Genomic DNA, 26,794 nt, shown 5'->3' with positions numbered 1-26,794 from the left:
GATTTTATCAAAATTAACCATAAGAAATAGTTGTTAAACTATTAATTATCAGTTAATTAAATATACGGCTATTTCTTTTTTTATATGATAAAAATCACCCTGGAATATTAATCGAACTCAGGTTAGTAATAAAAAAATATTAATTTTTATTAAATGCCAGCTATTGGTATTTTTTAATAGGACAATTCAAGTTATTCCAGAATGTTTTGGGTTTTAATGAAGTGGATTGAGTTTCTTTGGGGAAATTAATTGCAAGAGCCTCCATACATTGAAGGCTCTTGTTTGGACTTTTATGCAATTTGTATAAGGTGGTTAGTTATATCCCGGATTTTGCTCCAGGTTGTCATTGGTGTCAATATCCCTTTGTGGGATTGGTAATACAAGAGATTCGTCGTTATATGGGAGGTCGTCCATATTTAAATGTAATCTTTTTATGTCATGAATGGCAAAGCCTTCAAATGCCAGCTCCCTTTTTCTTTCGTCTAAAATATCCTGGAGCGTAATACCCGGGATGGGATCGGCGTTTGCCCTTGTGCGTATTGCGTTTATTTCATCCTCTGCGCTCATACCTACGCTGGTACCTTCTCTAAAATTAGATTCGGCTCTTATTAAATGCATTTCGGCTACCCTTATGAATAGCACATTGGCAAATTGAGCTTGCCATTTTGTGGTAACATCAGTGCCGTTTCCTTCGTAAAAAAAGTTCATTCTATCATCTGGGACGGTAAAATAATCAAAATACGGTGGCTCGATAGACACGTCGGCAGTAAGCGATCTCCCTCCAAATTCGCGGGTAGACCAATAAGTGTTCATATCATTTATGCCATCTTGTGCGGTTACTTGCCATGCTAAAATATCTTCTGTTGAGTTGAATTCGTTGTTAAATGCGCCTTCATATGTTGCTGTTATTACATGTCCGCTGTTTTCAATTACGTCATTGGCGGCATCTCTTGCGGCTGGATAATTTCCTTGCTGTAGATAGATTCTTGCAAGCAGTGCTTCGGCGGTATATTTGTCGGCAAATTCTTCGTTTGATTCGGGTAATAAGTTGTATGCATCCGTAAGGTCGTTTATTGCTTGGCTATAAACTTCGCTAATGGTACTTCTGCTGGGAAATTCTATTTGTGAAGCATCTGTTACGGAATTTAAAACTATTGGTACTCCCAATCCGTCGTTTGCTTGTGTTGTCTCGTAAGGTTGGGCAAAAAAGCGAACCAATTCAAAATACATCATCCCTCTGATAAATTTTGCTTCCCCTTCCATCCTGTTTTTGTCGGAGTCTTCAGTAACGACATTCAAATTGTCGAGCACAATGTTTGCTTGGTTGATGGTTTCATAGCCTTCAATCCATAAATCCGCCACAAACGAATTTGTGGTGGTGATTCTTTTTCTGTTGAATTCCCCTGGTTGCGAGAAAGTACCGCCCCAAAAAATTTCGCCATCGTTGGCCAATAACTCTGAGATTAAGTAAATTTGTCCTCCATAAAGTTCTCCCTGCCCGGCTAAATCATATGCGCCAGTTAAGATGTTTTGAATGTTCTTTTCATTCCCGGTTGCAGCGTCTGGTGTCAGGCTTTGTTCTGGTTCTAAATTTAAATTATCTGCGCAGCTTATAAGTACAATGGTGAGCAGGCTTAAAATAATTCTATTTATGTATGTTGTTTTCATTTGGATTTATTTAAAAGTCTATGTTGATGCCTAAAGTCAATGTTTGTGCCGGTGGCGCAGAATAGAAGTCAACGCCTACTGCCAAATCATTGTTTGAATTAAAGTCGGCTGTAGATTCTGGATCCCATCCGGTGTAATCGGTAAATGTTAGCAAATTAAATGCTGTAAAATAAAGACGCAGTCGTTCTACTTGGAATTTTTTTGTTACTTCTGAAGGGATTGTATAGCCAAGGGTTACATTTCTTAACCGTATAAAATCTGCTTCTTGCAGATACCTTGTGGATTGTTGTGTCCCATTAGCGCCAAACAGCCTTGCTTGTGGAACATCGGTAATGTCTCCGGGTTGTTGCCATCTATCTAACTGGTCACTGGTTTGATTGTCGAAATAATCTGCACTGGCCGATTGAAACCTTCCGCCGTCATTATAAATAGAGGCTCCCCATTGCCCCTGGAAGGTGAAAGACATATCGAAATCCTTAAACCTAATGGTATTTGAAAGACCGGCAATTAAATCTGGAAATGGGCTCCCGGAAACTACTCTTGAAGCTTCATTGAATTCATTGGTGGTCGATCTGTCTCTTGTCCCGTCGGGATTTAAAGTGTTCCTTACAAACAAGGCGTCTCCGTTATCAGGATCGGCCCCGGCAAATTCTACCATATAAAACGATGCAACTGTTTCTCCTTCCCGTGCTATATTTCTCCCAGATATAATGTCACCGCCCGGTAATTCTGTAATTTCATTTTTATTAGTGGAAATGTTGAAAGAAGTTGACCAAAAGAAATCTTCCTTGATAAAGTTTTTGGTGTTTAAAACAAACTCGAATCCTTCATTTTTTAATTCGCCTACATTTTGTGTAATGGATGTAAACCCAGAACTTGAAGGAACGGGTTGGTCCAATAATAGGTCTGATGTGTTTTTATTGTAATAATCTGCCTCAAGCGAAATGCGGTTATTGAAAAACCCAAAATCAATTCCAAGGTCATATTGACTGGTGTTTTCCCATTTTAAGCTTGGATCGCCTAATTGTGTTGGAGATAATGCTGCGCGTTCATTATATGATGCACCACCAAATAGGCTTCTGGATGCGAAATTTCCAATTCCCGCATTTCCGGTGATGCCCCAACTCCCGCGGATTTTTAATAGCGACAATGTTTCGTTGTTTTTTAAAAAGTTTTCTTCAGAAATTATCCATCCGGCCGATACGGCAGGGAAAAGGCCGTACCTTTCGTCCTTGCCAAACCTTGAAGAGCCATCGTAACGCAAACTTGCTTTTAAAATATATTTGCCGGCAATAGTCGCCCCGGCCCTGCCGAAATAGGATAAAAAATTGTAAGCTGTCCTGCTGGAGCCCCCGCCTGTAATTTCTGCTGCACTGTCAACAGTTTGTAAGTCATCCGAAGGGAATTCTTGGCCCTCTACCGATTGCAGGCGCCTTCTGTCGTCTTCGTAAGACATGCCCGCAACGGCATTAAAGTCTATGTTTGAGAATGTCTTGTCAAAAGAAAAATAATTGTTTAGTACGTACTTTTCGTTCTCCACGGCATTTGCATCTGCATAGCCGTTGGTTGAGGCAGATTCGGTCAAGCTGCCAAAAAAACGTTCTTCCACCTGGTTGTTGAAGTCATACCCGAATTCTGACCTAAACTTCAAACTTGGGGTGATTTGGTATTCTCCATAAAGATTTGCAAGGATCCTCCATATGTTTACCTGGTGGTCTGCATTGTATTCTTGAAACAGAAAGTTATAATATAAGGTGTTGCCATTGGGAACAACTCCATTATCTTCATATGGTTTGGAAAAAGGTAATTGAGCAATGGCTTGCAGGGGTGTGGAAAATGCATTGTCATTGGAAAGTCGGTCGATTTTAGTTTTGGATATCCCTGTGCTGATACCTACCTTGAACTTGTTCGAAATGGTGTGGTCGATATTAGACCTTAAGGAATAGCGTTCTAATTTATTGCCTCTTATAATGGCATCTGTTTTGTTGTATCCGGTCGATAAGAAAAACTGGGTTTTTTCGCTACCGCCACTTACATTAACCCCAAAGTCTTCAACCGATCCGTCAACAAGTGCTAGGTCCTGCCAATCGGTGTCCACTTCGTTGTTTCTCCAATCTGCTTCATTTTCGGCAAAAAGATTAAAATAATATGCGGCATCATCTTCGGTTCCGCCACTGTTAATGGTTGCTTCGGTAAATAAATCTACATATTCCCTGGTATTTAAAAAATCCCTTTTGTTGGTGGGTTTGCTCCAGCCATACGATGAGTTGATGGAAACTTTTGTTTTTCCTGCCTTACCTCTTTTGGTAGTGATTAGAACGACCCCGTTTGTACCTCGTGCACCATATATGGCTGCCGAAGAAGCATCTTTTAAAATTTCTATCGATTCAATATCGTTCGGGTTTAAACTTACCAAGGGGTTGATGGGTGAGTCGTTTATGTTTTCGTCGCTGTTAATCATCGGAACCCCGTCTATAACATATAATGGTTCTTGTGATGATGAGATCGTGGCAACCCCGCGAACCCTTATTTTAATGCCCGATTCGGCTTTTCCATTTACCTGTGTTACCTGGACCCCCGCGGCCTTACCGGATAACGTGCTCTGGACGCTTGGGGTAGGGATAAGGTTGATGTCCTCCGAGGATACCGAAGCAATATTGTCGGTAACTTCCCTTTTGGTGGAAGTACCGTAACCAACAATCACTACTTCGTCCAGCGCCTGTGCATCTTCCTGCATGGTTATGTCAATGGTGCTGCTGCTCCCTATGGTGCGTTCTTCGGTTTTCTGGCCTATATAGGTATATATAAGGACAGAGCCAACGGTTGCGTTTATGCTGTACTTACCGTCAAAGTCGGTTTGAGTGCCGGTCTGTGTACCGTTAATCTGGATGTTGACCCCCGGGAGCGGGAGTCCGTCTTGGTCTGTAATAGTTCCATTAATCGTTTTTTCCTGTGCGTATGATAAATAGGTCATACATACAAGAATTAGCGTGAAAATGACACGTAATTTTGTTTTCATTATTTTGATATAGTTTGAGATTAGCTTTGGTGAAAATACAAACAATTATGTTAAAATAATTAACATTTCAACTCAAATGGCAAAAAGTATTGTATAATTATTTGTAATTCAATTTCATTAATAAATTATTGTCAAAATACTAACTAAGTAAGTCCTTTTTTATGAGATTTCTAATTTGGTTTCTGTCTTGTTCTTTATGGTGGATGGATAAGTTTAATAAAGTAATATGTGGTGCCATGCAGATTTTATTGAAAATTAATTAATTAAGATTTGATTTGTTGATAAATATTTCTACCTTTGCCACCCTTTTAAGCGAGAGGTGTGTTCGGTTGCGAACTGTGGGCCAGCGCTTTATAAGGATTTTTAATTAATAAAACATAATTATTGTTAAGTAAATTATGCCAACAATTTCACAATTAGTACGAAAAGGAAGAGCCACGATTACTAAGAAGAGTAAATCGGCTGCTTTGGATTCGTGTCCTCAAAGAAGAGGGGTTTGTACGCGTGTGTACACTACTACACCTAAAAAGCCAAACTCTGCTATGCGTAAGGTAGCAAGGGTTCGTCTTACAAATGGTAAGGAAGTGAACGCATACATTCCCGGCGAAGGACACAATTTGCAAGAGCACTCGATAGTATTAGTAAGAGGCGGAAGGGTTAAAGATTTACCAGGGGTAAGATATCACATCGTTCGCGGTGCGCTAGATACAGCTGGTGTTCAAGGAAGAACGCAACGTAGATCGAAATACGGAGCTAAACGCCCTAAAAAGTAATTAACACTTTTAAAAAGAAGACATGAGAAAAAGACAGGCCAAAAAAAGACCTCTTTTACCAGACCCAAGGTTTAATGATCAGTTAGTAACGCGTTTCGTTAACATGATGATGTGGGACGGTAAAAAGTCTGTAGCTTTTAAGGTTTTCTATGATGCAATAGACATTGTAGACGAGAAAAAACAAGACGAAGAAAAAACTGCTTTGGAAATATGGAAAGATGCGTTGTCTAACGTTATGCCACACGTAGAGGTAAGAAGCCGACGCGTGGGTGGGGCAACCTTCCAGATTCCTATGCAGATCAGACCCGATAGAAAGGTATCAATGGCTATGAAGTGGTTGATTAGCTACTCTCGTAAGAGAAACGAAAAATCAATGGCTCAAAAATTAGCAGCCGAAGTTCTTGCCGCATCCAAAGAAGAAGGTGCAGCTGTTAAGAAAAGGGTTGATACTCATAAAATGGCTGAAGCAAATAAAGCATTCTCTCACTTTAGATTTTAGTAAAAAATAAAATGGCACAAAGAGATTTAAAATATACAAGAAATATAGGGATTGCAGCTCACATTGATGCTGGTAAAACAACAACAACAGAGCGTATCCTTTTTTATACAGGTGTTTCGCATAAAATTGGGGAGGTGCACGATGGTGCTGCCACAATGGACTGGATGGAACAAGAGCAGGAAAGAGGTATTACAATTACTTCTGCGGCTACAACTTGTACCTGGCAGTTCCCAATGGAAAATGCACAGCCTACTCCAGAGACCAAAGGATATCACTTTAATATTATCGATACCCCCGGCCACGTTGACTTTACCGTAGAGGTGAACCGTTCATTGCGTGTGCTTGACGGATTGGTTTTCTTGTTTAGTGCAGTTGACGGCGTAGAGCCTCAGTCTGAAACAAACTGGAGATTGGCCGATAACTATGGGGTTCCGAGAATTGGTTTTGTGAACAAAATGGACCGTCAAGGATCTAACTTTTTGGCTGTAGCTAATCAGGTAAAAGAAATGTTAGGTTCCAATGCAGTGCCAATTGTATTGCCTATTGGCGAAGAAGCCGATTTTAAAGGAATTGTAGACTTGGTTAAAAACAGGGCTATTGTATGGCACGAAGATAACTTTGGATCTACTTTTGATGTAGTGGATATTCCTGAAGAAATGAAAGATGAAGTTCATGAATACCGTGCCAAGCTTATAGAAGAAGTTGCAGAATATGATGAAAACCTGCTTGAAAAATTCTTCGAAGACGAAAATTCAATCACAGAAGACGAAATCCATGCTGCACTTAGAGCTGCGGTTATGGACAGGGCCATTATCCCAATGATCTGTGGTTCTTCATTTAAAAATAAAGGGGTTCAGTTCTTGTTAGATGCCGTATGCCGCTATTTGCCTTCGCCAATAGATAAAGACGCCATCGTAGGGACAAACCCGGACACAGATGCCGAAGTAAAAAGAAAGCCATTGGTAGATGAGCCTTTTGCAGCTTTGGCATTTAAAATTGCTACCGACCCGTTTGTAGGTCGTTTGGCATTCTTCCGTGCATACTCTGGTAGGTTAGATGCCGGTTCTTATGTGTTGAACAATAGATCTGGTAAAAAAGAACGTATTTCACGTATCTACCAAATGCACTCAAACAAACAAAATGCAATTGAATACATAGAAGCTGGGGATATAGGTGCTGCTGTTGGGTTTAAGGACATCAAAACAGGAGATACCCTATCTGACGAAAAGTCGCCAATTGTATTAGAGAGCATGAACTTCCCAGACCCGGTAATCGGTATCGCCGTTGAGCCTAAAACAAAGGCCGATGTAGATAAAATGGGAATGGCTTTGGCTAAACTTTCAGAAGAAGATCCAACTTTCACCGCTAGAACCGATGAGGCTTCAGGTCAGACTATTATTTCTGGTATGGGCGAGCTTCACCTGGATATTATTGTTGACCGTTTAAAGCGTGAGTTCAAGGTTGAAGTAAATCAAGGACAGCCGCAGGTAGAGTACAAAGAATCTGTTACGCAAAAAGCACAGCACAGAGAGGTTTACAAAAAACAATCTGGTGGTCGTGGTAAGTTTGCAGACATTGTCTTTACGCTGGAACCTGCCGAGGAAGGTAAATTGGGTCTTGAATTTGTTTCAGAAATTAAAGGTGGTAACGTACCAAAAGAATTTATTCCATCAGTAGAGAAAGGTTTTAAAGAGGCAATGAAAAACGGACCTTTAGCAGGTTACGAAGTAGATGCCATGAAAGTTACCTTGACCGATGGTTCTTACCACGATGTGGATTCCGATCAATTATCATTCGAATTGGCTGCTAAGTTAGGGTTTAAAGCTGCTGCAAAAGCTGCAAAAGCTGTAATCATGGAGCCAATAATGAAACTGGAAGTGTTAACTCCTGAAGAATATATGGGAGATATAGTAGGTGACCTTAACCGTCGTCGTGGTCAAGTAAATAACATGAGCGACAGGGCAGGGTCTAAAGTGATCAAGGCAAATGTGCCGTTATCAGAAATGTTTGGGTATGTAACAGCCTTACGTACACTTTCTTCTGGTAGAGCAACTTCTACAATGGAGTTCTCGCACTATGCCGAAACACCTTCTAATATATCTGAAGCTGTTATCAAGGAGGCAAAAGGAGTTGAAGCTTAAATCTTAAGAAAATGAGTCAAAAAATCAGAATAAAACTTAAATCGTACGATCACAATTTGGTAGACAAATCTGCTGAAAAGATTGTTAAGACAGTAAAAACAACCGGAGCTGTTGTAACTGGGCCGATCCCGTTACCAACTCACAAAAAAATATTTACTGTATTACGTTCTCCTCACGTAAACAAAAAGTCAAGGGAGCAATTTCAATTGAGCTCTTACAAAAGACTTCTTGATATTTACAGTTCTTCGTCAAAAACCATTGATGCTTTGATGAAGCTGGAGTTGCCAAGTGGCGTAGAGGTTGAGATAAAAGTGTGATGAACTTGGTTTTTTGAAGTTATACTTTCAAAAGCCTTAGTTGAATACATTCCGGAGACGCTTCGGGATCTCATGATGATTACATCCTGAAACAGATTCAGGATAAACATGTCCGGAGCTAGTAAGCAAAGGAAAAACGGGAAAAATACATTCAGGGTTGAAAGTATTTTTGACCCTGAAGTTTTTTAAATAAACAAGTAATAACAAAAAGATGAAAAGGTTTGCCATAGTGTAGACCATACATCGTAAAACTAAATTAGAATGTCTGGGTTAATAGGAAAAAAAATCGGCATGACCAGCATCTTCGACGAGAATGGGAAAAACATCCCATGTACCGTAATCGAAGCTGGACCATGCGTAGTTACCCAAGTCAGAACCAAAGAGGTTGACGGGTATGAGGCTCTTCAGCTTGGTTTCGATGACAAGGCAGAAAAACGTGCAAACAAGGCCGAGTTGGGCCATGCAAAAAAAGCAGGTGTTTCTCCTAAGAAAAAAGTCGTTGAATTCCAAGATTTCAAGAGCGAGTACAAATTAGGAGATACTATAACAGTAGAACAATTTGTAGAAGGAGAGTTTATTGATGTTACAGGTACATCAAAAGGTAAAGGTTTCCAAGGGGTAGTTAAGCGTCATGGTTTTGGCGGGGTTGGACAGTCGACCCACGGTCAGCACAACCGTTTAAGAGCACCTGGTTCTATCGGTGCTGCATCATATCCTGCGCGTGTATTTAAAGGTATGCGTATGGCCGGGCAAATGGGTGCAGAAAGAGTAACAGTACAAAACTTAAGAGTGTTGAAAGTGGTTCCGGAGAAAAATCTTTTAGTAGTTAAAGGATGTGTGCCCGGGCACAAAAACGCTTATGTAATCGTTCAGAAGTAATGGAAGTAGCAGTTTTAGATATCAAAGGAAAAGAAACCGGGAGAAAGGTGAAGCTTTCCAAATCGGTTTTTGGTGTAGAGCCAAGCAGTCACGCTGTCTATTTAGATGTTAAGCAGTACATGGCAAATCAACGCCAAGGAACCCATAAGTCTAAAGAAAGAGCAGAAATTGCAGGTAGTACACGCAAAATAAAGAAACAAAAAGGTACCGGTACTGCAAGGGCGGGAAGTATAAAGTCCCCTATTTTTAAAGGTGGTGGTAGAATTTTTGGTCCAAGACCAAAAGATTATACGCAAAAGGTTAACAAAAGCGTAAAGCGTTTGGCCAGAAAATCTGCTTTAAGTATCAAGGCCCAAGAGAAATCGATTATTGTTGTTGAAGACTTCAGTTTTGAAGCTCCAAAAACAAAAGATTTCACTAATGTTTTGAAAGCTTTAGGGTTAGAAAATAAAAAATCCCTCATTGTGTTGGGCGATTCAAATAATAACGTATATTTGTCGTCACGCAATTTAAAGACCTCTGAAGTTATAACTAACTCAGAATTAAACACTTACAAAATTATTAATGCTAATAATATAGTGCTTTTAGAAGGGTCGATTGAAGGGATTGAGTCGAATTTAAGTAAATAAGAAACCAATGAGTGTGTTAATAAAACCTATTATAACCGAAAAAACAACCGCAGATAGCGAGTTGAACAATCGTTATAGTTTCATTGTAGATACTAAGGCAAACAAGATACAAATCAAAGATGCCATAGAAGCAACTTACGGAGTTTCTGTTGAAAAAGTTCGCACAATGAATTACGGACCAAAGAGAAGTACCCGCTACACCAAGACAGGCATTCAGCATGGTAAAACCAATGCAATCAAGAAAGCCATTATTCAGGTAGCAGAAGGGGACATTATTGATTATTATAGTAATATATAAGTAAAGACAAGAAATGTCAGTTAGAAAATTAAAACCAGTAACTCCCGGACAGCGATTTAGAGTAGTAAACGGATTTGACGCGATTACTACTGATAAGCCGGAGAAGAGCTTGCTCGCTCCGTTAAAAAAGTCGGGAGGTAGAAACAGTCAAGGGAAAATGACCATGCGCTATATAGGTGGCGGTCATAAGAGAAAGTATCGTTTGGTTGATTTTAAAAGAGCTAAAACAGGCGTTGAGGCAACAGTAGAGTCAATTCAGTACGATCCGAACAGAACTGCGTTTATTGCATTGATTACTTACAAAGACGGAGAGAAGAGTTATATAATTGCTCAAAATGGCCTGCAAGTGGGTCAAACAGTAAACTCCGGGTCTGGAGTAGCTCCCGAAATAGGAAATGCAATGCCTTTAAGTGAGGTTCCATTAGGTACTATTATATCTTGTATCGAGTTACGTCCTGGTCAAGGAGCCGTTATGGCCCGTTCGGCTGGAGCTTTCGCCCAGTTAATGGCTAGAGAAGGTAAATATGCTACCATAAAGCTTCCTTCTGGTGAAACAAGATTGGTATTGGCGGGTTGTTTAGCTACAATCGGTGCAGTATCAAATTCAGATCATCAGTTAGTGGTTTCTGGTAAAGCGGGTAGAAAACGTTGGTTAGGAAGAAGGCCTAGAACTAGACCGGTAGTAATGAACCCTGTCGATCACCCAATGGGTGGTGGAGAAGGTAGGGCTTCCGGAGGTCATCCAAGATCGAGAAACGGAATACCTGCAAAAGGATTTAGAACTAGATCTAAGTCCAAAGCGAGTAATAAGTATATTATAGAACGTAGAAAGAAATAAAGTATTAAAAGATGGCACGTTCACTAAAAAAAGGACCTTACGTTCACTATAGTTTAGAGAAAAAAGTTCAACAAAATGTTGAGTCTGGTAAGAAGACAGTTATAAAAACATGGTCTAGAGCATCTATGATTACTCCGGACTTTGTTGGTCAAACAATAGCTGTACACAATGGCCGCCAATTTGTTCCTGTATATGTTACAGAGAACATGGTAGGGCATAAGTTAGGAGAATTTTCACCAACAAGATCTTTTAGAGGTCATGCGGGTGCTAAAAATAAAGGAAAAAAATAATAAGTAGCCATGGGAGTTCGTAAAAGAGAAAGAGCAGAGCAAATAAAAGAAGCTAAAAAAAGTTTAGCGTTTGCAAAGTTGAATAACTGCCCAACTTCGCCAAGAAAGATGAGATTAGTTGCTGATCTTGTTCGTGGTGAAAAAGTTGAAAAGGCACTTGCTATTTTGAAGTTCAGCCAAAAAGAAGCTTCTCGTAGATTAGAGAAATTGCTGGTTTCTGCAATAGCAAACTGGCAAGCTAAAAACGAAGATGCCAACTTGGAAGAAGCAGATTTATTTGTTCAGGAGATCAGGGTAGACGGCGGAAGTATGTTAAAAAGACTTCGTCCGGCTCCTCAAGGTCGAGCACACAGAATTAGAAAGCGTTCGAACCACGTAACAATCGTGATTGGAGCTAAAAATAACACACAAAGTTAATAGATAGTATGGGACAGAAAACAAATCCAATCGGAAATCGCCTTGGTATCATTAGAGGATGGGAATCCAACTGGTACGGGGGTAATGACTATGGGGATAAACTTGCTGAAGACGACAAAATCAGGAAGTACATCCATGCTCGTTTATCAAAAGCTAGTGTGTCTAGGGTAATTATTGAGCGTACATTGAAGCTTGTAACCGTTACTATCACCACGGCCCGTCCAGGTATCATTATTGGTAAAGGCGGCCAAGAGGTAGACAAGCTAAAAGAAGAGCTTAAGAAAATTACAGACAAAGAAGTTCAGATCAATATCTTTGAGATTAAAAGACCGGAACTGGATGCAAACCTTGTAGCGGCTAGTGTTGCCCGTCAAATTGAAAACAGGATTTCATACAGGCGTGCAATTAAAATGGCTATTGCCGCTGCCATGCGTATGAATGCAGAAGGTATTAAAATTCAAATCTCAGGACGTTTGAACGGAGCTGAAATGGCGCGTTCAGAAGCGTACAAAGATGGAAGGATTCCTTTGTCAACATTTAGAGCTGACATTGATTACGCATTGCACGAGGCTCACACTACTTATGGTAGGTTGGGAATCAAAGTGTGGATCATGAAAGGCGAGGTGTATGGTAAAAGAGAACTTTCCCCGCTTGTTGGAATGTCCAAGAAACAAGGGAAAGGCGGCGGAAACAATGCCGGTGGTGGAAGAAAATCTCGTCGTAGAAAGTAATTTTTTAAAGTAAAAGAAAAATGTTACAGCCGAAAAGAACAAAATACCGTAAGCAGCAAAAAGGCCGTATGAAAGGAATCTCTCAAAGAGGGCATGAACTTTCAAATGGTATGTTTGGGATAAAATCAATGGATTCATCGTTTATCACGGCCCGTCAAATAGAAGCGGCCCGTGTTGCAGCAACCCGTTTCATGAAAAGGGAAGGGCAATTGTGGATTAAAATTTTCCCAGACAAGCCAATTACAAAAAAGCCTCTTGAGGTGCGTATGGGTAAAGGTAAAGGTGCCCCAGAATATTGGGCAGCTGTAGTTAAACCAGGTAGAATTATGTTTGAAATAGGCGGAGTTCCTATGGATGTTGCAAAAGAAGCCTTAAGGCTTGCAGCACAGAAACTGCCTGTAAAAACAAAGTTTATTGTAGCTAGAGATTATTCAGCTTAATTATTAAGAAGATTATGAAACAGTCAGAAATTAGAGAATTGTCTACTGCTGAGCTACAAGAAAAGCTTGGTATTGTTAAAAAACAATATGCAGATTTAAAACTGGCTCATGCAATCACGCCTTTGGAAAATCCACTTCAGTTGAGACATACTAGAAGAACCGTGGCAAGATTGGCAACAGAGCTTACTAAAAGAGAATTACAATAATTCGATTCTGCTAGAAGATGGAAAATAGAAATTTAAGAAAAGAAAGAATAGGGGTAGTTACAAGTAACAAAATGCAGAAATCCATAGTGGTTTCTGAAGTTAAACGAGTAAAGCACCCTATGTACGGTAAGTTCGTGTTAAAAACTAAAAAATATGTTGCGCACGACGAAAAAGACGATTGCAACATTGGCGATACAGTAAAAATAATGGAGACACGTCCATTGAGTAAAACCAAATGTTGGAGATTAGTTGAAATCATTGAAAGAGCGAAATAATTATGGTACAACAGGAATCAAGATTAAAAGTAGCAGACAACACCGGGGCTAAAGAAGTTTTGGCCATCCGCGTTTTAGGAGGTACTAAAAGAAGATATGCTTCTGTTGGTGACAAAATAGTTGTTACCGTAAAAGATGCCACTCCAAACGGAAACGTTAAAAAAGGACAGGTATCCACAGCAGTAGTGGTTCGTACCAAAAAAGAAGTAAGAAGACCAGACGGCTCTTACATCCGTTTTGATGATAATGCTTGCGTGCTCCTTAACCCAGCAGGCGAAATGCGCGGAACCCGTGTATTTGGACCAGTGGCAAGAGAATTGCGCGACAAGCAGTTTATGAAAATTGTATCATTGGCGCCAGAGGTGCTTTAATACATTAAGACAATGATAAAACTAAAGATAAAATCAGGAGATACTGTTAGGGTAATTGCAGGAGACCATAAAGGTTCAGAAGGGCAAGTACTTAGAGTAGATCGTGAAAAGAACAAAGCGATTGTTGAGGGCGTAAACCTCGTGTCTAAACACGAGAAGCCAAGCGCTAAAAACCCTCAAGGAGGTATCGTTAAGAAAGAAGCTCTTATCCATATTTCAAACCTATCGTTGATCGATCCCAAATCGGGCGAGACAACAAGGGTTGGTTATGAAACAAGAGATGGTAAGAAAGTGAGATTTTCTAAAAAATCTAATGAAGTAATTTAATTATGGCTTACATTCCAAGATTAAAACAAGAGTACAAAGAAAGAATAGTTTCTGCTCTTACAGGAGAGTTTGGTTATACCAATGTTATGCAGGTGCCTAAACTAGAAAAGATTGTTATTAGCCGTGGAGTTGGTGCAGCTGTTGCAGATAAAAAACTAATCGAATACGCAGTAGACGAATTAAGTAGAATATCTGGGCAAAAAGCAGTTGCAACGATATCTAAAAAAGATGTTGCATCATTTAAACTACGTAAAGGAATGCCAATTGGGGCAAAAGTAACTTTACGCGGGGAGAAAATGTACGAATTCTTAGATAGATTGATTACTTCTGCACTGCCAAGAGTAAGAGATTTTAATGGTATCAAAGCAAATGGTTTTGACGGAAGGGGGAATTACAACCTTGGTGTTACCGAGCAGATTATTTTCCCGGAAATTAATATCGATAAAGTAAACAAGGTCTCGGGTATGGATATTACCTTTGTAACCAGTGCTGAAACCGATAAAGAGGCAAAATCATTATTAAGCGAATTAGGATTACCTTTTAAAAAGAATTAAGACATGGCTAAAGAATCAATGAAAGCCCGCGAGGTAAAAAGAGAAAAATTGGTAGAAAAATATGCTGAAAAAAGAAAGGCCTTAAAAGAAGCCGGAGATTATGAAGCATTACAAAAATTACCAAAAAACGCTTCGCCGGTACGTTTGCACAACCGTTGTAAATTAACCGGAAGACCAAGAGGGTACATGCGTACTTTTGGGATTTCCCGTGTAACGTTCAGGGAAATGGCAAACCAAGGTTTGATCCCAGGGGTTAAAAAAGCAAGTTGGTAAGAAAATTTTAATTGGTGGCAAGTTCGGCCAAAAAACCGAAAACTGTTACCGTAAATAAATACAGATGTATACAGATCCTATATCAGATTATTTAACAAGAATAAGAAACGCGAACAGCGCTGGTCATAGAGTGGTAGAAATACCTGCTTCAAATTTGAAGAAAGACATCACTAAAATATTATTCGACCAAGGATATATTTTAAGTTATAAATTTGAAGACGACTCCCTACAGGGGATTATCAAAATAGCTTTGAAGTACGATAAGCTAACCAAAGAACCTGTTATTAAAAAGCTAAAGCGTATAAGTACGCCCGGTCTGCGTAAGTATGCCGGAAAAGATGAACTTCCTAGGGTTCTTAACGGTCTTGGTATTGCTATTGTGTCAACTTCCCACGGGGTAATGACCAGCAAGCAGGCTAAAAAAGAGAGCGTTGGAGGAGAAGTATTGTGTTACGTTTACTAATATATAAAGACAAGAAAAAATGTCAAGAATAGGTAATAGTCCAATAGCAATTCCCGAGGGAGTTACTGTAGATGTTAAAGAAGACGAAGTTACCGTAAAAGGTAAACTTGGAGAATTAAAACAAACATTTTCTGATGTTACTGTAAAAGTAGAAGAAGGGAATGTAGTTGTAGAACGTTCTTCAGAGATAAAAAACATTAAAGCCAAGCACGGTCTGTACAGATCATTAATCAATAACATGATTATAGGTGTTTCAGAAGGCTTTACTAAAGAGTTAGAATTGGTTGGAGTTGGTTACAGGGCCAGCAACCAAGGTCAGAAATTAGATTTGGCCATTGGTTTTTCCCATAACATCATTATCGAGCTTGCCTCTGAGGTAAAAGTAGAGACGATATCTGAAAAAGGAAAAAACCCAATCGTAAAACTAACTTCATTCGATAAGCAATTAGTTGGTCAGGTAGCAGCTAAAATCCGTTCTTTCCGTAAGCCAGAGCCTTACAAAGGAAAAGGAATCAAGTTTGTTGGAGAACAATTAAGAAGAAAAGCAGGTAAATCAGCTTAATAATTAGCATTATGGCATTATCAAAGACTGAAAGAAGACAGAGAATCAAAAACAGGATACGTAAGGTTGTTTCCGGAACGGAGGCAAGACCAAGACTGGCTGTTTTTAGAAGCAATAAAGAAATTTACGCACAATTGATAGATGACGAATCTGGAAAGACCTTATTGGCGGCATCATCAAGAGACAAAGAAATTAGTTCTGCAAAAGGTACTAAAATAGAAATCGCTGCCCTGGTTGGAAAAGCTATTGCAGAGAAAGCAAAAAGCGCTGGGTATGAAACTATTTCTTTTGATAGAGGTGGTTATCTATACCATGGTAGGGTTAAATCATTAGCAGACGGTGCTAGAGAAGCAGGACTTAAATTCTAAGAAAATATGTATCAAGATTATAAAAACGTAGAATTAGTAAAGCCCAGCGGACTTGAATTAAAAGATCGCTTAGTAGGTGTACAAAGAGTTACTAAAGTTACTAAGGGAGGTAGAGCCTTCGGTTTCTCTGCAATTGTAGTTGTGGGAGACGAGAACGGAGTAGTTGGTCACGGATTAGGTAAATCTAAAGAAGTAGCGGATGCTATTTCCAAAGCAGTAGAAGATGCAAAGAAAAACTTAGTTCGTATACCTCTTAACAAAGGTACATTGCCTCATGAGCAAAAAGGAAAATACGGAGGAGCAAGGGTATATGTACAGCCGGCTTCACACGGTACCGGGGTTATTGCAGGTGGTGCAGTACGTGCGGTACTAGAAGCAGTTGGGGTACACGACGTACTTTCTAAATCGCAAGGGTCTTCAAACCCGCACAACGTAGTAAAAGCAACTTTTGATGCCTTGTTACGTTTAAGGGATGCAAAGACCGTAGCAGCTCAAAGAGGGATTTCTTTAGAAAAAGTTTTTAAAGGATAAATCAAGGATAATCATGGGAAAGATTAAAGTTACACAAGTAAGAAGCAATATAAAACGTCCTGAAACACAAAAAAGAACGTTAAAAGCATTAGGCCTTAAAGGAATTGGTCAAACAGTCGAGCATAATGCAACGCCAAATATCCTTGGTATGGTAAAAAAAGTAGAACACTTAGTTTCTGTAGAAGAAGCTTAATAACAATATAGTTATGAATTTAAGTAACTTACAACCCGCTAAAGGTTCAGTACATAAAGACGGAAAAAGAGTAGGTCGCGGCCAAGGTTCCGGCAAAGGTGGTACAGCCACTAGAGGTCATAAAGGAGCCAAGTCCCGTTCTGGATACTCTAAGAAAATTGGTTTTGAAGGTGGGCAGATGCCACTTCAAAGACGTGTTCCTAAATTTGGTTTTAACAACATCAATAGAAAAGAATACGTTGGTATCAATTTAAACAAGTTACAGGAATTGGTTGATAAAGGTGTTGTTAAAGACACTGTTGATTTAGATGTTTTAGTTAGCAACAGAGTTGTTAAGTCTTCAGACTTGGTAAAAATATTAGGTGGTGGAGAACTAAAAGCTAAATTAAAAATATCAGTACATAAATTTACCGCCAGCGCAAAAGCAGCTATCGAAGCAGCAGGAGGTGAAGCAGTAAGTTTATAACCAACAAGTAACCATGAAGAAATTTATTGAGACATTAAGCAATATCTGGAAGATTGAAGAACTTAAGGGAAGGATTATAGTTACCTTAGGACTTTTGTTAGTGTACCGTTTTGGGGCACAAGTAGTTTTGCCGGGTATTGATACGCAACAATTGGCAGAATTATCGTCCAGGACAGATGGAGGAGGTTTATTGGGGATATTAAATGCATTTACAGGCGGTGCTTTTGCAAACGCTTCGTTCTTTGCATTGGGTATCATGCCATATATTTCCGCATCAATTGTGGTACAGTTAATGGGGCTGGCCATTCCTTATCTTCAAAAATTACAGAAAGAAGGAGAGAGCGGGAGAAAAACATTAAACCAAATAACCAGATGGTTAACCATAGGTATCTGTTTGGTGCAAGCCCCGGCCTATTTGTATTCACTAGGATCTTTAGGGGTTCCGGACAGCGCCTTTCTATTAGGAAAAGGACTGGACTTTATGATTCCGGCAGTGTTAATTTTGGTAACAGGTACCATTTTTGCCATGTGGTTGGGAGAAAAAATTACCGATAAAGGTATTGGTAACGGTATCTCCTTACTTATTATGGTAGGTATTATTGCAAGAATGCCACAGTCGTTTGTTCAGGAATTCGTTTCCAGGACTGCAGGATCCAACGGAGGATTAATGTTGATATTGATTGAATTGATTTTATGGTTCGTTGTTATCCTGGCATGTATCATGCTTGTAATGGCAACTAGACAAATACCGGTTCAATACGCACGAAGAACAGCCTCTGGAGGTTACGAGAAAAATGTATTTGGTTCAAGACAGTATATTCCATTGAAGTTGAATGCATCAGGGGTAATGCCAATTATTTTTGCTCAGGCAATTATGTTTGCACCTGCATACATAGGTAGAATAGGTGCATTGAAAGATACTGGTGTTGGAGAATGGTTGCAAACAGAGTTTAGTAATATCTTTGGATTGTGGTACAATATAGTATTTGCATTGTTAATTATAATATTTACGTATTTTTACACCGCAATTACAGTACCAACCAATAAAATGGCAGACGACCTAAAAAGAAGCGGTGGATTTATCCCGGGCATACGCCCCGGTAAGGAAACCTCAGATTATTTAGATAAAATAATGTCCCTTATTACGTTCCCAGGATCATTATTTTTGGCACTCATTGCAGTATTGCCTGCAATTGTCATGAAGATCATGGGGATTCAGCAAGGATGGGCATTGTTTTATGGCGGTACCTCATTGCTTATTTTGGTGGGTGTTGCCATTGATACAATGCAACAGGTTAACTCATACTTGTTGAACAGGCATTACGATGGCTTGATGAAAACAGGTAAAAACAGAAAAGTTGTAGCTTAGTTATGGCAAAACAACCAGCAATAGAACAAGATGGAACTATTATAGAAGCATTGTCCAATGCAATGTTTCGAGTAGAATTAGAGAATGGTCACGTAGTAACGGCTCATATCTCCGGTAAAATGCGCATGCATTACATTAAACTCTTACCGGGAGATAAGGTGAAACTTGAAATGAGCCCTTACGACCTTACCAAAGCAAGAATTACTTATAGATATTAAAGAGATGAAAGTAAGAGCATCACTAAAGAAAAGAAGTCCCGAGTGCAAAATTGTGCGTAGAAAAGGGAGATTGTATGTAATTAATAAAAAGAATCCTAGATTTAAACAAAGACAAGGATAAGTTATGGCTAGAATCGCAGGAGTAGATTTACCAAAGCACAAAAGAGGAGTTATAGGTTTAACTTACATCTTTGGTATAGGAAAAAGTAGAGCTAAAGAGATCTTAGAAAAAGCTCAGGTTAGCGAAGACAAAAAAGTTAACGATTGGGCAGATGAAGATATCGCTGCAATCAGAGAGGCAATTTCTTCATTCAAGATCGAAGGAGAGCTCCGCTCAGAGGTTCAGTTAAACATTAAGCGTTTAATGGACATCGGTTGTCAAAGAGGTATTCGTCATAGAGCTGGACTTCCTTTAAGGGGTCAGCGTACTAAGAACAACTCTAGAACAAGAAAAGGTAAAAGAAAAACTGTTGCTAACAAGAAAAAGGCAACTAAATAATTCGTAGCTTAATTATGGCAAAGTCAAATACAAAAACTGCTAAGAAACGCAAAGTTGTAGTAGAGTCTGTAGGTGAAGCTCATATAGCTGCATCATTCAACAACGTAATCATTTCACTTACAAACAAAAAAGGAGATGTAGTTGCATGGTCATCAGCAGGAAAAATGGGATTCAGAGGCTCTAAGAAAAACACTCCTTATGCTGCGCAGATTGCTGCAGAAGATGCTGCAAAAGTAGCTCAGGAGGCAGGTCTTAGAAAAGTTAAAGTGTACGTTAAAGGTCCAGGTTCTGGTAGAGAATCAGCAATCCGTTCCATTCATAATGCAGGTATTGAAGTAACAGAAATTATTGATGTTACCCCGCTACCCCACAATGGATGTCGTCCACCTAAAAGAAGAAGAGTTTAATTAATTTATGTTTAAAAGGAGGTTTTTACGATTATCGAAGGATAGCCTTAATTCATAATCACCTTCACAATTTTAAAAAAACATGGCAAGATACAGAGGTCCTAAGACCAAAATAGCCCGTAAATTCGGGGAAGCAATATTTGGAGACGATAAATCTTTCGAAAAAAGAAATTATCCTCCAGGACAACACGGTAACAACCGTAGAAGAGGTAAAAAATCAGAATATGCTGTCCAGTTAATGGAGAAGCAAAAAGCAAAGTACTCTTACGGTATATTAGAAAGACAGTTTAGAAACCTATTCGAAAAAGCAAACCGTAGCAAAGGTGTTACCGGTGAAGTACTTTTACAGCTTTGCGAGTCCCGTTTGGACAACGTAGTTTACAGAATGGGCATATCTCCTTCAAGAAGAGGGGCCAGACAATTGGTTTCGCACCGTCATATTATCGTGAACGGAGAAATCGTGAACATTCCATCTTACCAATTAAAGCCAGGCGATGTAGTTGGGGTAAGGGAAAAATCAAAATCATTGGAAGCTATTAACAATTCGCTTTCAAACAACAGTAGTGTTTACGAATGGATTACTTGGAACAACGAGAAAAAAGAAGGAACTTTTGTTACTGTTCCCGAGCGTTTACAAATTCCAGAAAACATTAAAGAGCAATTAATCGTCGAGTTATACTCTAAATAATAATTAGACAGCAGTCGTACTATGGCAATACTAAATTTTCAGAAGCCCGATAAAGTTATAATGATCGATTCTACCGATTTCGAAGGTAAGTTTGAATTCAGACCTTTGGAACCAGGATACGGATTGACCGTTGGTAACGCATTACGAAGAGTTCTTTTATCTTCATTAGAAGGTTTTGCAATTACATCAACCAGAATAGATAAAGTAGAACATGAATTTTCTACCATAGACGGTGTAGTTGAAGACGTTACGGAAATCATTTTAAATTTAAAACAAGTTCGTTTTAAAAGACAAATAGATGACATCGATAACGAGACCGTTTCTATTTCAATCTCAGGTAAAGAACAGATCACTGCTGGAGATTTCCAAAAATTTATTTCTGGTTTTCAGGTGTTAAACCCAGATCTTGTTATCTGTAATTTAGACCCTAAGGTAACCATAAATATGGAAATCACGATTGAAAAGGGTAGAGGGTACGTGCCTGCCGAAGAGAACAAGAAAGCCAATGCGCCTCTTGGAACCATCTTCACGGACGCTATATATACTCCTATCAAAAATGTTAAATATAGCATTGAGAATTATCGTGTGGAACAAAAAACCGATTACGAGAAATTGGTGTTCGAAATTATTTCAGACGGTTCAATTCACCCAAAAGATGCTTTAACCGAAGCCGCAAAAATACTTATTCACCACTTCATGTTATTCTCTGATGAGCGTATAACACTTGAAGCTGATGAAATTGCACAAACAGAGACCTATGATGAAGAATCACTTCATATGCGCCAACTGCTTAAAACAAAGCTAGTGGACATGGATCTTTCAGTACGTGCGCTAAACTGTTTAAAAGCGGCCGAAGTAGATACACTTGGAGACTTGGTATCTTTTAACAAGAACGATTTAATGAAATTCAGAAACTTTGGTAAAAAGTCACTAACCGAGCTAGAAGAACTGGTAAACAATAAGGGGCTTAGCTTTGGGATGGACCTATCAAAATATAAATTAGATAAAGATTAGTAACAGTAAATAACAAACATCATAATTTGCTCCCTTAACGTAGGTTGAGCAAGATGAAGGTTTAAAAGAAACGTCATGAGACACGGAAAAAAATTTAACCATTTAGGCAGAAAGGCAGCCCACAGAAAGGCTATGCTTGCCAATATGGCCTGCTCTTTAATCGAGCATAAGCGCATCAATACAACATTGGCCAAAGCAAAAGCTTTAAAGCAGTTTATTGAGCCGCTAGTGACCAAGTCTAAAGAAGATACAACACACAACAGGCGTATCGTTTTTAGTAGGATTAGAGACAAATATGCAGTAACCGAACTTTTTAGGGAAGTAGCCGCTAAAGTAGGCGACAGGCCCGGGGGGTATACTAGAATTATTAAACTGGGCAACAGGCTTGGTGATAATGCAGACATGGCAATGATAGAATTGGTTGATTACAACGAAATTTACAATGCCGACAAACCTGCAAAGAAAAAGTCGACCAGAAGAAGTAGAAGCAAGAAAGCTGCCGAGGAAGCTACTGTTGAAGCCCCTCAGGTTAAAGAAGCTCCTGCTAAAGATGAAGATTCTGATAAAGAAAAACCAGAAACTTCACAAGAATAGTGATTAATGTTATCATAACATATCAAAAAGGATAAACGCTTTAGTTTATCCTTTTTTTTATGTTATTTTGTAAAACTTTTTGTAACATCCACAAATGAAGTATCAAACAAGAAAAAAAGCAATGATTTTATTGGCCGACGGAACCATATTTTATGGAAAATCAGTAGCCAATAAAGAAGGAAGCGCATTTGGCGAAGTCTGTTTTAATACTGGAATGACAGGCTATCAGGAAATTTTTACCGATCCATCATATTTTGGGCAATTAATGGTAACCACCAATGCACATATTGGAAATTACGGTGTAAAAAATGATGAAGAAGAATCAGATTCGGTTAAAATTGCAGGGCTTATATGCAAAAACTTTAGCTATGTACCATCCCGCACCGGAAAATCCGATTCATTGGAGAACTTTTTAGCAGAGAACAATTTACTTGCAATTTCCGATGTAGATACAAGGGCACTGGTAAGTTACATCAGGGACCATGGTGCAATGAATGCCGTAATTTCTACCGAAGTAGACAAAATAGACGATTTGAAGTCGCAGTTGGCAAATACTCCCAACATGAAAGGACTTGAGCTTGCTTCAAAAGTATCTGTTAAAGAACCTTACTTCTTCGGTAACGAAGATGCAACCTATAAAATCGCAGCCATGGATTTGGGTATCAAGAAAAACATCCTTAGAAACTTGGCAAAACGCGATTGTTATATTAAAGTTTTTCCATACAATGCCACTTTTGACGAGATGAAGGCCTTTAATCCGGATGGGTACTTTTTGTCCAATGGACCCGGAGATCCAGAACCCTTAACCTCGGTTATAGAAATAGCAAAAACCATTATAGATAAAGATCTTCCTTTGTTCGGGATTTGCCTGGGCCACCAGATAATTGCATTATCTCAGGGGATATCAACCTTTAAAATGTATAACGGCCACCGTGGAATTAATCATCCGGTTATTAACCATAGCACCGGAAAAGGAGAGATTACCTCCCAAAATCATGGTTTTGCCATCAACAGAAAGGAAGCGGAAGCCAATCCTGATATTGAAATTACCCACACTCATTTAAACGACAATGAAGTAATGGGCATTAAACACCTTAAAAAGAATTGTTTTTCGGTTCAATATCACCCAGAAGCTGGTCCCGGACCTAATGATGCCACATATTTATTCGATCAATTTATAGAAAACATTAAACAACAAAAACTAGAAACAGTATGAGTATAATAATAAGTGTTCATGCACGCCAGATATTAGATTCAAGAGGAAATCCAACCGTAGAAGTAGATGTAGTAACAGAAAATGGAGTCTTGGGCAGGGCTGCGGTGCCTTCTGGTGCATCTACCGGAGAACACGAAGCAGTAGAATTGCGCGATGGAGGTAAAGATTACATGGGGAAAGGTGTGGCACAGGCCGTAAAAAACGTAAACACAATTATAGCAGAAGAACTTGTAGGAGCTTCTGTATTTGAACAGAATTTGATCGATCAAACCATGATCGATCTAGATGGAACCCCAAATAAATCCAAATTGGGAGCAAATGCTATTTTAGGGGTTTCACTAGCCGTAGCAAAAGCAGCAGCAAACGAACTCGGGATGCCATTATACCGATATGTAGGCGGCGTAAGTGCAAATACGCTTCCGGTCCCCATGATGAACATTATTAACGGGGGTTCGCATTCTGATGCACCTATTGCCTTTCAGGAATTTATGGTAATGCCCGTGAAAGCAAAAAACTTTACACACGCCATGCAAATGGGGACCGAAATTTTTCATAACCTTAAAAAAGTATTGCACGACAGAGGTTTAAGTACCGCTGTAGGAGATGAAGGAGGTTTTGCGCCCACGCTTGATGGAACCGAAGATGCACTGGATACCATTTCTAAAGCTGTGGAAAAGGCCGGATATAAAATGGGCGATGAAGTAATGATTGCTTTAGACTGTGCTTCAGCAGAGTTTTATGTAGATGGCAAATACGATTATACAAAGTTTGAAGGCGATAAAGGCGCTGTGAGAACTTCTGCTGAGCAAGCAGAATATTTAGCCGGGCTAAGCCAAAAATATCCAATTATTTCTATTGAAGATGGTATGGATGAAAACGATTGGGAAGGCTGGAAAATGCTTACGGAAAAAGTAGGCGACAAAGTACAATTGGTTGGAGACGATTTATTCGTTACCAATGTAGAGCGTTTGTCTAAAGGAATCGATAATGGCATAGCAAATTCTATTTTGATTAAGGTAAACCAAATAGGTACGCTAACCGAAACCATTGCAGCGGTAAATATGGCCAAAAATGCAGGGTATACTTCAGTAATGTCTCACCGTTCTGGAGAGACCGAAGACAATACCATTGCCGATCTTGCCGTAGCATTAAACACAGGGCAGATTAAAACAGGATCTGCTTCCCGAAGCGATCGTATGGCCAAATATAACCAATTGCTCCGCATTGAGGAAGAATTGGGTGCCGTGGCCTTCTATCCGCAAGAAAAAGCGTTTAAAATAAAGTAACAGGAAACGTTTTAAATAAAACACAAAACCTCCCAATTTTTTGGGAGGTTTTTTTATTGCCGTGAAATCAAGTGCGATATTAACATTGATTTAATAAAGTATATTTTCCTTATCTCGGTATAATTGATTAATTTAAAGGTGTTTAAAGCCTGTGGTCTCAATTTTTCTTGAATATTGACCATAACTCATTATTAACCTTCTAAAACGAGTTGCCTTGTGAAGTCTAATTTTCTTTTTGTTTGTGCCGAAAACGATGCGATACCCAACTGTAAAGCCGGGGGGATGGGCGATGTTGTCCGGGACGTTCCCAGGCAATTGGCCGCCAATAACGATACTGTGCATATAGTTACGCCTTCCTATGGTAGGTTGCATCAAGGCGGAATTAAAAAATGCAATTTAAGGTTTAAGTACCGCGGAATGGTTCAAGAGGCAATTTTGTATCAGGTTCCGGGGAAAAAAGAGATGGCCAATATTGCACATTATGTAATAGATCATCCTGCAATTGTTTCGGGAGATATTGCGCATATCTATTTTAATGACCCGGAGCAACCTTTTTATACAGATGCTTGTATGTTTTCATTGTTCTGTACGGCAGTTGCGCAGGCAATAAAACAAGGAGTGTTTGGCGGACTGCAAATTATGCACTTACACGATTGGCATACTAGTTTATTGTTGTTTTTAAAAGAATTTCATCCCGAATATAAATTGTTGCAGAATATTAGGTGCGTGTATTCCATTCATAATTTGGCCATTCAGGGAATACGTCCTTTTGACAAAAATCATTCTTCCCTAAAGGCATTTTATCCGGATATTGATTATGACGAAAGTCGCTTAAAAGATCCCCGGTACCACGACTGCATCAATTTAATGGCATTGGGCATTCGCTTTGCCGATGCAGTTCATACCGTATCGCCTTCTTATAAAGAAGATATTCAAAAACCGAGTAATCCGCCGGTATTTATTGGAGGAGAAGGATTGGAAGAAGATTTGAAGGAGGCAGACAAACAGGGTAGGTTGTTTGGAATTTTAAACGGATGCAATTACAGGAACATTAACAGGGTCAGGAAAAACGAACTGTACAGAAATAGTCTGCGCTATATATTTAAATGGCTGCAAGAGCCCAATAAAAAGTATAAAGCAGATTTTTTAGCGCATACCGGAGATAAAATAGCCATGTTGAGGGAACAAAAGCCCGACTTTATGTGTGTAAGTGTAGCTAGGCTCACGGAACAAAAATTCTTTTTTTATAAAAACAATCCAAGGGTACTGGAACAGATACTACAGGTCCTTAAAAAAAGAAACGGGGTTTATATTGTTCTGGGAACCGGTGCTCCGGAATACGAGCAGTTGCTCCGGAATATCAGCTATGAAAATGAAAATTTTATATTTATAAATGGGCAGTCGGAAGAAATTATAGATTCCCTTTATTACGAATCTGATTTGTATTTGATGCCAAGTTTGTTCGAACCCTGCGGAATAAGTCAAATGTTGGCCATGAGAAACGGCCAACCATGTTTGGTTCATGCCACAGGAGGTTTAAAAGATACCGTTGAGCACATGAAAACGGGATTTTCGTTTGGAGGCATTACGCTGGAAGAAAAAAACAGGGAATTCATTAATGTGTTTGAAGATGCGGTAGACTTATTTTTTGAAGACAAGGAAATTTGGAAACATATTAGTAAAGTTGCAAAAAACAAACGCTTCAGTTGGGAAAAATCGGTTAGGGAATATTACAAGGATCTATATAGGTTGCCAATACCGTTTCAGAATAGCTTTAAACCCCAAAAAAATCCTTCAGCCATAAAAATGGACAAGCTTATATATAACAAATAGAAACCAATTTGAGCAAAATTGCAATTTTGGTATTATTTTAACTTCCATATCCTTGAAAAAGAAGCGGGCTTAACCCTAAATTAACAGTTAATTTCGTATTTTCGCAACACTTGTAAAAAATTGTAAAAACTAATAATATATT

At 39.1% G+C, this 26,794-nt stretch carries 37 protein-coding genes; 35 read left to right on the top strand and 2 right to left on the bottom strand.

Features of this window, described 5'->3' with window-relative positions; genetic code table 11:
• Positions 1-312 precede the first annotated feature (312 nt).
• Complete coding sequence (locus UXI14_RS02850) at positions 313-1,668, bottom strand: RagB/SusD family nutrient uptake outer membrane protein (RefSeq protein ID WP_335964723.1); 1,356 nt, start codon at positions 1,666-1,668, stop codon at positions 313-315.
• A gap of 10 nt (positions 1,669-1,678) precedes the next feature.
• Positions 1,679-4,687, bottom strand: coding sequence for a TonB-dependent receptor (locus tag UXI14_RS02845; RefSeq protein ID WP_335964721.1), 3,009 nt, complete (start codon positions 4,685-4,687; stop codon positions 1,679-1,681).
• A gap of 398 nt (positions 4,688-5,085) precedes the next feature.
• Between UXI14_RS02845 and rpsL the strand changes: the two genes are divergently transcribed.
• The 35 genes from rpsL to UXI14_RS02670 all read left to right on the top strand — a co-directional run bounded on the left by rpsL (position 5,086) and on the right by UXI14_RS02670 (position 26,652).
• The gene (rpsL, locus tag UXI14_RS02840) at positions 5,086-5,460 is read left to right on the top strand and encodes a 30S ribosomal protein S12 (protein ID WP_143954394.1); all 375 of its coding nucleotides are present in this window, start codon (positions 5,086-5,088) and stop codon (positions 5,458-5,460) included.
• A 22-nt stretch (positions 5,461-5,482) separates the two neighbouring features.
• The gene (gene rpsG / locus UXI14_RS02835) at positions 5,483-5,959 is read left to right on the top strand and encodes a 30S ribosomal protein S7 (RefSeq protein ID WP_277898121.1); all 477 of its coding nucleotides are present in this window, start codon (positions 5,483-5,485) and stop codon (positions 5,957-5,959) included.
• An 11-nt stretch (positions 5,960-5,970) separates the two neighbouring features.
• Positions 5,971-8,100 carry an elongation factor G gene (gene fusA / locus UXI14_RS02830; protein ID WP_335964719.1) on the top strand — a complete coding sequence of 710 codons (2,130 nt, stop codon included), beginning with the start codon at positions 5,971-5,973 and terminating at the stop codon, positions 8,098-8,100.
• Between the two features lie 11 nt (positions 8,101-8,111).
• Positions 8,112-8,417, top strand: coding sequence for a 30S ribosomal protein S10 (rpsJ, locus tag UXI14_RS02825; RefSeq protein WP_007094989.1), 306 nt, complete (start codon positions 8,112-8,114; stop codon positions 8,415-8,417).
• A gap of 261 nt (positions 8,418-8,678) precedes the next feature.
• Positions 8,679-9,296, top strand: a complete 618-nt coding sequence (rplC, locus tag UXI14_RS02820) for a 50S ribosomal protein L3 (protein WP_277898123.1) — start codon at positions 8,679-8,681, stop codon at positions 9,294-9,296.
• A complete protein-coding gene (rplD, locus tag UXI14_RS02815; RefSeq protein ID WP_335964715.1) occupies positions 9,296-9,925 on the top strand; it encodes a 50S ribosomal protein L4 in 630 nt (209 codons plus the stop codon). The genes rplC and rplD overlap by 1 nt, the downstream gene beginning before the upstream one ends.
• Positions 9,926-9,932: 7 nt before the next feature.
• A complete protein-coding gene (gene rplW, locus UXI14_RS02810) occupies positions 9,933-10,223 on the top strand; it encodes a 50S ribosomal protein L23 (protein WP_335964714.1) in 291 nt (96 codons plus the stop codon).
• A gap of 13 nt (positions 10,224-10,236) precedes the next feature.
• Positions 10,237-11,061: a 50S ribosomal protein L2 gene (gene rplB / locus UXI14_RS02805; protein ID WP_277898126.1), complete on the top strand. Its 825-nt coding sequence runs from the start codon at positions 10,237-10,239 to the stop codon at positions 11,059-11,061.
• A gap of 11 nt (positions 11,062-11,072) precedes the next feature.
• The gene (rpsS, locus tag UXI14_RS02800; protein ID WP_008613595.1) at positions 11,073-11,351 is read left to right on the top strand and encodes a 30S ribosomal protein S19; all 279 of its coding nucleotides are present in this window, start codon (positions 11,073-11,075) and stop codon (positions 11,349-11,351) included.
• Between the two features lie 9 nt (positions 11,352-11,360).
• Positions 11,361-11,768, top strand: a complete 408-nt coding sequence (gene rplV, locus UXI14_RS02795; protein ID WP_335964713.1) for a 50S ribosomal protein L22 — start codon at positions 11,361-11,363, stop codon at positions 11,766-11,768.
• A gap of 8 nt (positions 11,769-11,776) precedes the next feature.
• On the top strand, positions 11,777-12,499 hold the full coding sequence (rpsC, locus tag UXI14_RS02790) for a 30S ribosomal protein S3 (protein ID WP_277898128.1): 723 nt from the start codon (positions 11,777-11,779) through the stop codon (positions 12,497-12,499).
• Between the two features lie 20 nt (positions 12,500-12,519).
• Positions 12,520-12,939 (top strand): 50S ribosomal protein L16, encoded by a 420-nt coding sequence (rplP, locus tag UXI14_RS02785; protein ID WP_202029075.1) that lies wholly within the window; start codon positions 12,520-12,522, stop codon positions 12,937-12,939.
• Positions 12,940-12,953: 14 nt separating this feature from the next.
• Positions 12,954-13,145: a 50S ribosomal protein L29 gene (rpmC, locus tag UXI14_RS02780; protein WP_277898129.1), complete on the top strand. Its 192-nt coding sequence runs from the start codon at positions 12,954-12,956 to the stop codon at positions 13,143-13,145.
• A gap of 17 nt (positions 13,146-13,162) precedes the next feature.
• On the top strand, positions 13,163-13,420 hold the full coding sequence (rpsQ, locus tag UXI14_RS02775) for a 30S ribosomal protein S17 (protein ID WP_008613590.1): 258 nt from the start codon (positions 13,163-13,165) through the stop codon (positions 13,418-13,420).
• Positions 13,421-13,422: 2 nt separating this feature from the next.
• Complete coding sequence (rplN, locus tag UXI14_RS02770; RefSeq protein ID WP_277898130.1) at positions 13,423-13,791, top strand: 50S ribosomal protein L14; 369 nt, start codon at positions 13,423-13,425, stop codon at positions 13,789-13,791.
• A gap of 12 nt (positions 13,792-13,803) precedes the next feature.
• Complete coding sequence (gene rplX / locus UXI14_RS02765) at positions 13,804-14,118, top strand: 50S ribosomal protein L24 (RefSeq protein WP_335964712.1); 315 nt, start codon at positions 13,804-13,806, stop codon at positions 14,116-14,118.
• A gap of 2 nt (positions 14,119-14,120) precedes the next feature.
• The gene (gene rplE, locus UXI14_RS02760; protein ID WP_335964711.1) at positions 14,121-14,672 is read left to right on the top strand and encodes a 50S ribosomal protein L5; all 552 of its coding nucleotides are present in this window, start codon (positions 14,121-14,123) and stop codon (positions 14,670-14,672) included.
• Positions 14,673-14,675: 3 nt separating this feature from the next.
• The gene (rpsN, locus tag UXI14_RS02755; RefSeq protein WP_277898133.1) at positions 14,676-14,945 is read left to right on the top strand and encodes a 30S ribosomal protein S14; all 270 of its coding nucleotides are present in this window, start codon (positions 14,676-14,678) and stop codon (positions 14,943-14,945) included.
• A 64-nt stretch (positions 14,946-15,009) separates the two neighbouring features.
• Positions 15,010-15,408 carry a 30S ribosomal protein S8 gene (gene rpsH, locus UXI14_RS02750; RefSeq protein ID WP_335964710.1) on the top strand — a complete coding sequence of 133 codons (399 nt, stop codon included), beginning with the start codon at positions 15,010-15,012 and terminating at the stop codon, positions 15,406-15,408.
• A 19-nt stretch (positions 15,409-15,427) separates the two neighbouring features.
• Positions 15,428-15,970, top strand: a complete 543-nt coding sequence (gene rplF, locus UXI14_RS02745; protein WP_335964709.1) for a 50S ribosomal protein L6 — start codon at positions 15,428-15,430, stop codon at positions 15,968-15,970.
• 11 nt (positions 15,971-15,981) lie between these two features.
• On the top strand, positions 15,982-16,338 hold the full coding sequence (gene rplR, locus UXI14_RS02740) for a 50S ribosomal protein L18 (RefSeq protein ID WP_277898136.1): 357 nt from the start codon (positions 15,982-15,984) through the stop codon (positions 16,336-16,338).
• A 6-nt stretch (positions 16,339-16,344) separates the two neighbouring features.
• A complete protein-coding gene (gene rpsE / locus UXI14_RS02735) occupies positions 16,345-16,869 on the top strand; it encodes a 30S ribosomal protein S5 (RefSeq protein ID WP_277898137.1) in 525 nt (174 codons plus the stop codon).
• A 13-nt stretch (positions 16,870-16,882) separates the two neighbouring features.
• Positions 16,883-17,062, top strand: a complete 180-nt coding sequence (gene rpmD / locus UXI14_RS02730; protein WP_277898138.1) for a 50S ribosomal protein L30 — start codon at positions 16,883-16,885, stop codon at positions 17,060-17,062.
• Positions 17,063-17,075: 13 nt separating this feature from the next.
• Positions 17,076-17,528, top strand: a complete 453-nt coding sequence (gene rplO / locus UXI14_RS02725) for a 50S ribosomal protein L15 (RefSeq protein ID WP_277898139.1) — start codon at positions 17,076-17,078, stop codon at positions 17,526-17,528.
• Positions 17,529-17,541: 13 nt separating this feature from the next.
• Positions 17,542-18,897: a preprotein translocase subunit SecY gene (gene secY, locus UXI14_RS02720; RefSeq protein ID WP_335964708.1), complete on the top strand. Its 1,356-nt coding sequence runs from the start codon at positions 17,542-17,544 to the stop codon at positions 18,895-18,897.
• A gap of 2 nt (positions 18,898-18,899) precedes the next feature.
• On the top strand, positions 18,900-19,115 hold the full coding sequence (infA, locus tag UXI14_RS02715; protein WP_014031991.1) for a translation initiation factor IF-1: 216 nt from the start codon (positions 18,900-18,902) through the stop codon (positions 19,113-19,115).
• Between the two features lie 4 nt (positions 19,116-19,119).
• Positions 19,120-19,236 carry a type B 50S ribosomal protein L36 gene (gene ykgO / locus UXI14_RS02710; protein ID WP_074978891.1) on the top strand — a complete coding sequence of 39 codons (117 nt, stop codon included), beginning with the start codon at positions 19,120-19,122 and terminating at the stop codon, positions 19,234-19,236.
• 3 nt (positions 19,237-19,239) lie between these two features.
• Positions 19,240-19,614 carry a 30S ribosomal protein S13 gene (rpsM, locus tag UXI14_RS02705; protein WP_277898141.1) on the top strand — a complete coding sequence of 125 codons (375 nt, stop codon included), beginning with the start codon at positions 19,240-19,242 and terminating at the stop codon, positions 19,612-19,614.
• Between the two features lie 14 nt (positions 19,615-19,628).
• Positions 19,629-20,021 (top strand): 30S ribosomal protein S11, encoded by a 393-nt coding sequence (gene rpsK / locus UXI14_RS02700; RefSeq protein WP_178949687.1) that lies wholly within the window; start codon positions 19,629-19,631, stop codon positions 20,019-20,021.
• An 82-nt stretch (positions 20,022-20,103) separates the two neighbouring features.
• On the top strand, positions 20,104-20,709 hold the full coding sequence (gene rpsD / locus UXI14_RS02695) for a 30S ribosomal protein S4 (protein WP_277898142.1): 606 nt from the start codon (positions 20,104-20,106) through the stop codon (positions 20,707-20,709).
• A gap of 21 nt (positions 20,710-20,730) precedes the next feature.
• Positions 20,731-21,723, top strand: a complete 993-nt coding sequence (locus UXI14_RS02690) for a DNA-directed RNA polymerase subunit alpha (RefSeq protein ID WP_277898143.1) — start codon at positions 20,731-20,733, stop codon at positions 21,721-21,723.
• A gap of 75 nt (positions 21,724-21,798) precedes the next feature.
• Positions 21,799-22,317, top strand: a complete 519-nt coding sequence (gene rplQ / locus UXI14_RS02685; RefSeq protein ID WP_335964703.1) for a 50S ribosomal protein L17 — start codon at positions 21,799-21,801, stop codon at positions 22,315-22,317.
• Between the two features lie 94 nt (positions 22,318-22,411).
• The gene (gene carA, locus UXI14_RS02680; RefSeq protein ID WP_335964702.1) at positions 22,412-23,533 is read left to right on the top strand and encodes a glutamine-hydrolyzing carbamoyl-phosphate synthase small subunit; all 1,122 of its coding nucleotides are present in this window, start codon (positions 22,412-22,414) and stop codon (positions 23,531-23,533) included.
• The gene (eno, locus tag UXI14_RS02675) at positions 23,530-24,819 is read left to right on the top strand and encodes a phosphopyruvate hydratase (protein WP_277898146.1); all 1,290 of its coding nucleotides are present in this window, start codon (positions 23,530-23,532) and stop codon (positions 24,817-24,819) included. The genes carA and eno overlap by 4 nt, the downstream gene beginning before the upstream one ends.
• A gap of 216 nt (positions 24,820-25,035) precedes the next feature.
• On the top strand, positions 25,036-26,652 hold the full coding sequence (locus UXI14_RS02670) for a glycogen/starch synthase (RefSeq protein WP_335964701.1): 1,617 nt from the start codon (positions 25,036-25,038) through the stop codon (positions 26,650-26,652).
• Positions 26,653-26,794 lie beyond the last annotated feature (142 nt).

Origin of the sequence: Galbibacter sp. PAP.153 (genome assembly GCF_037029175.1) — a bacterium.
GTDB lineage: Bacteria > Bacteroidota > Bacteroidia > Flavobacteriales > Flavobacteriaceae > Galbibacter > Galbibacter pacificus.
This window is presented reverse-complemented; position numbering and strand designations above follow the sequence as displayed.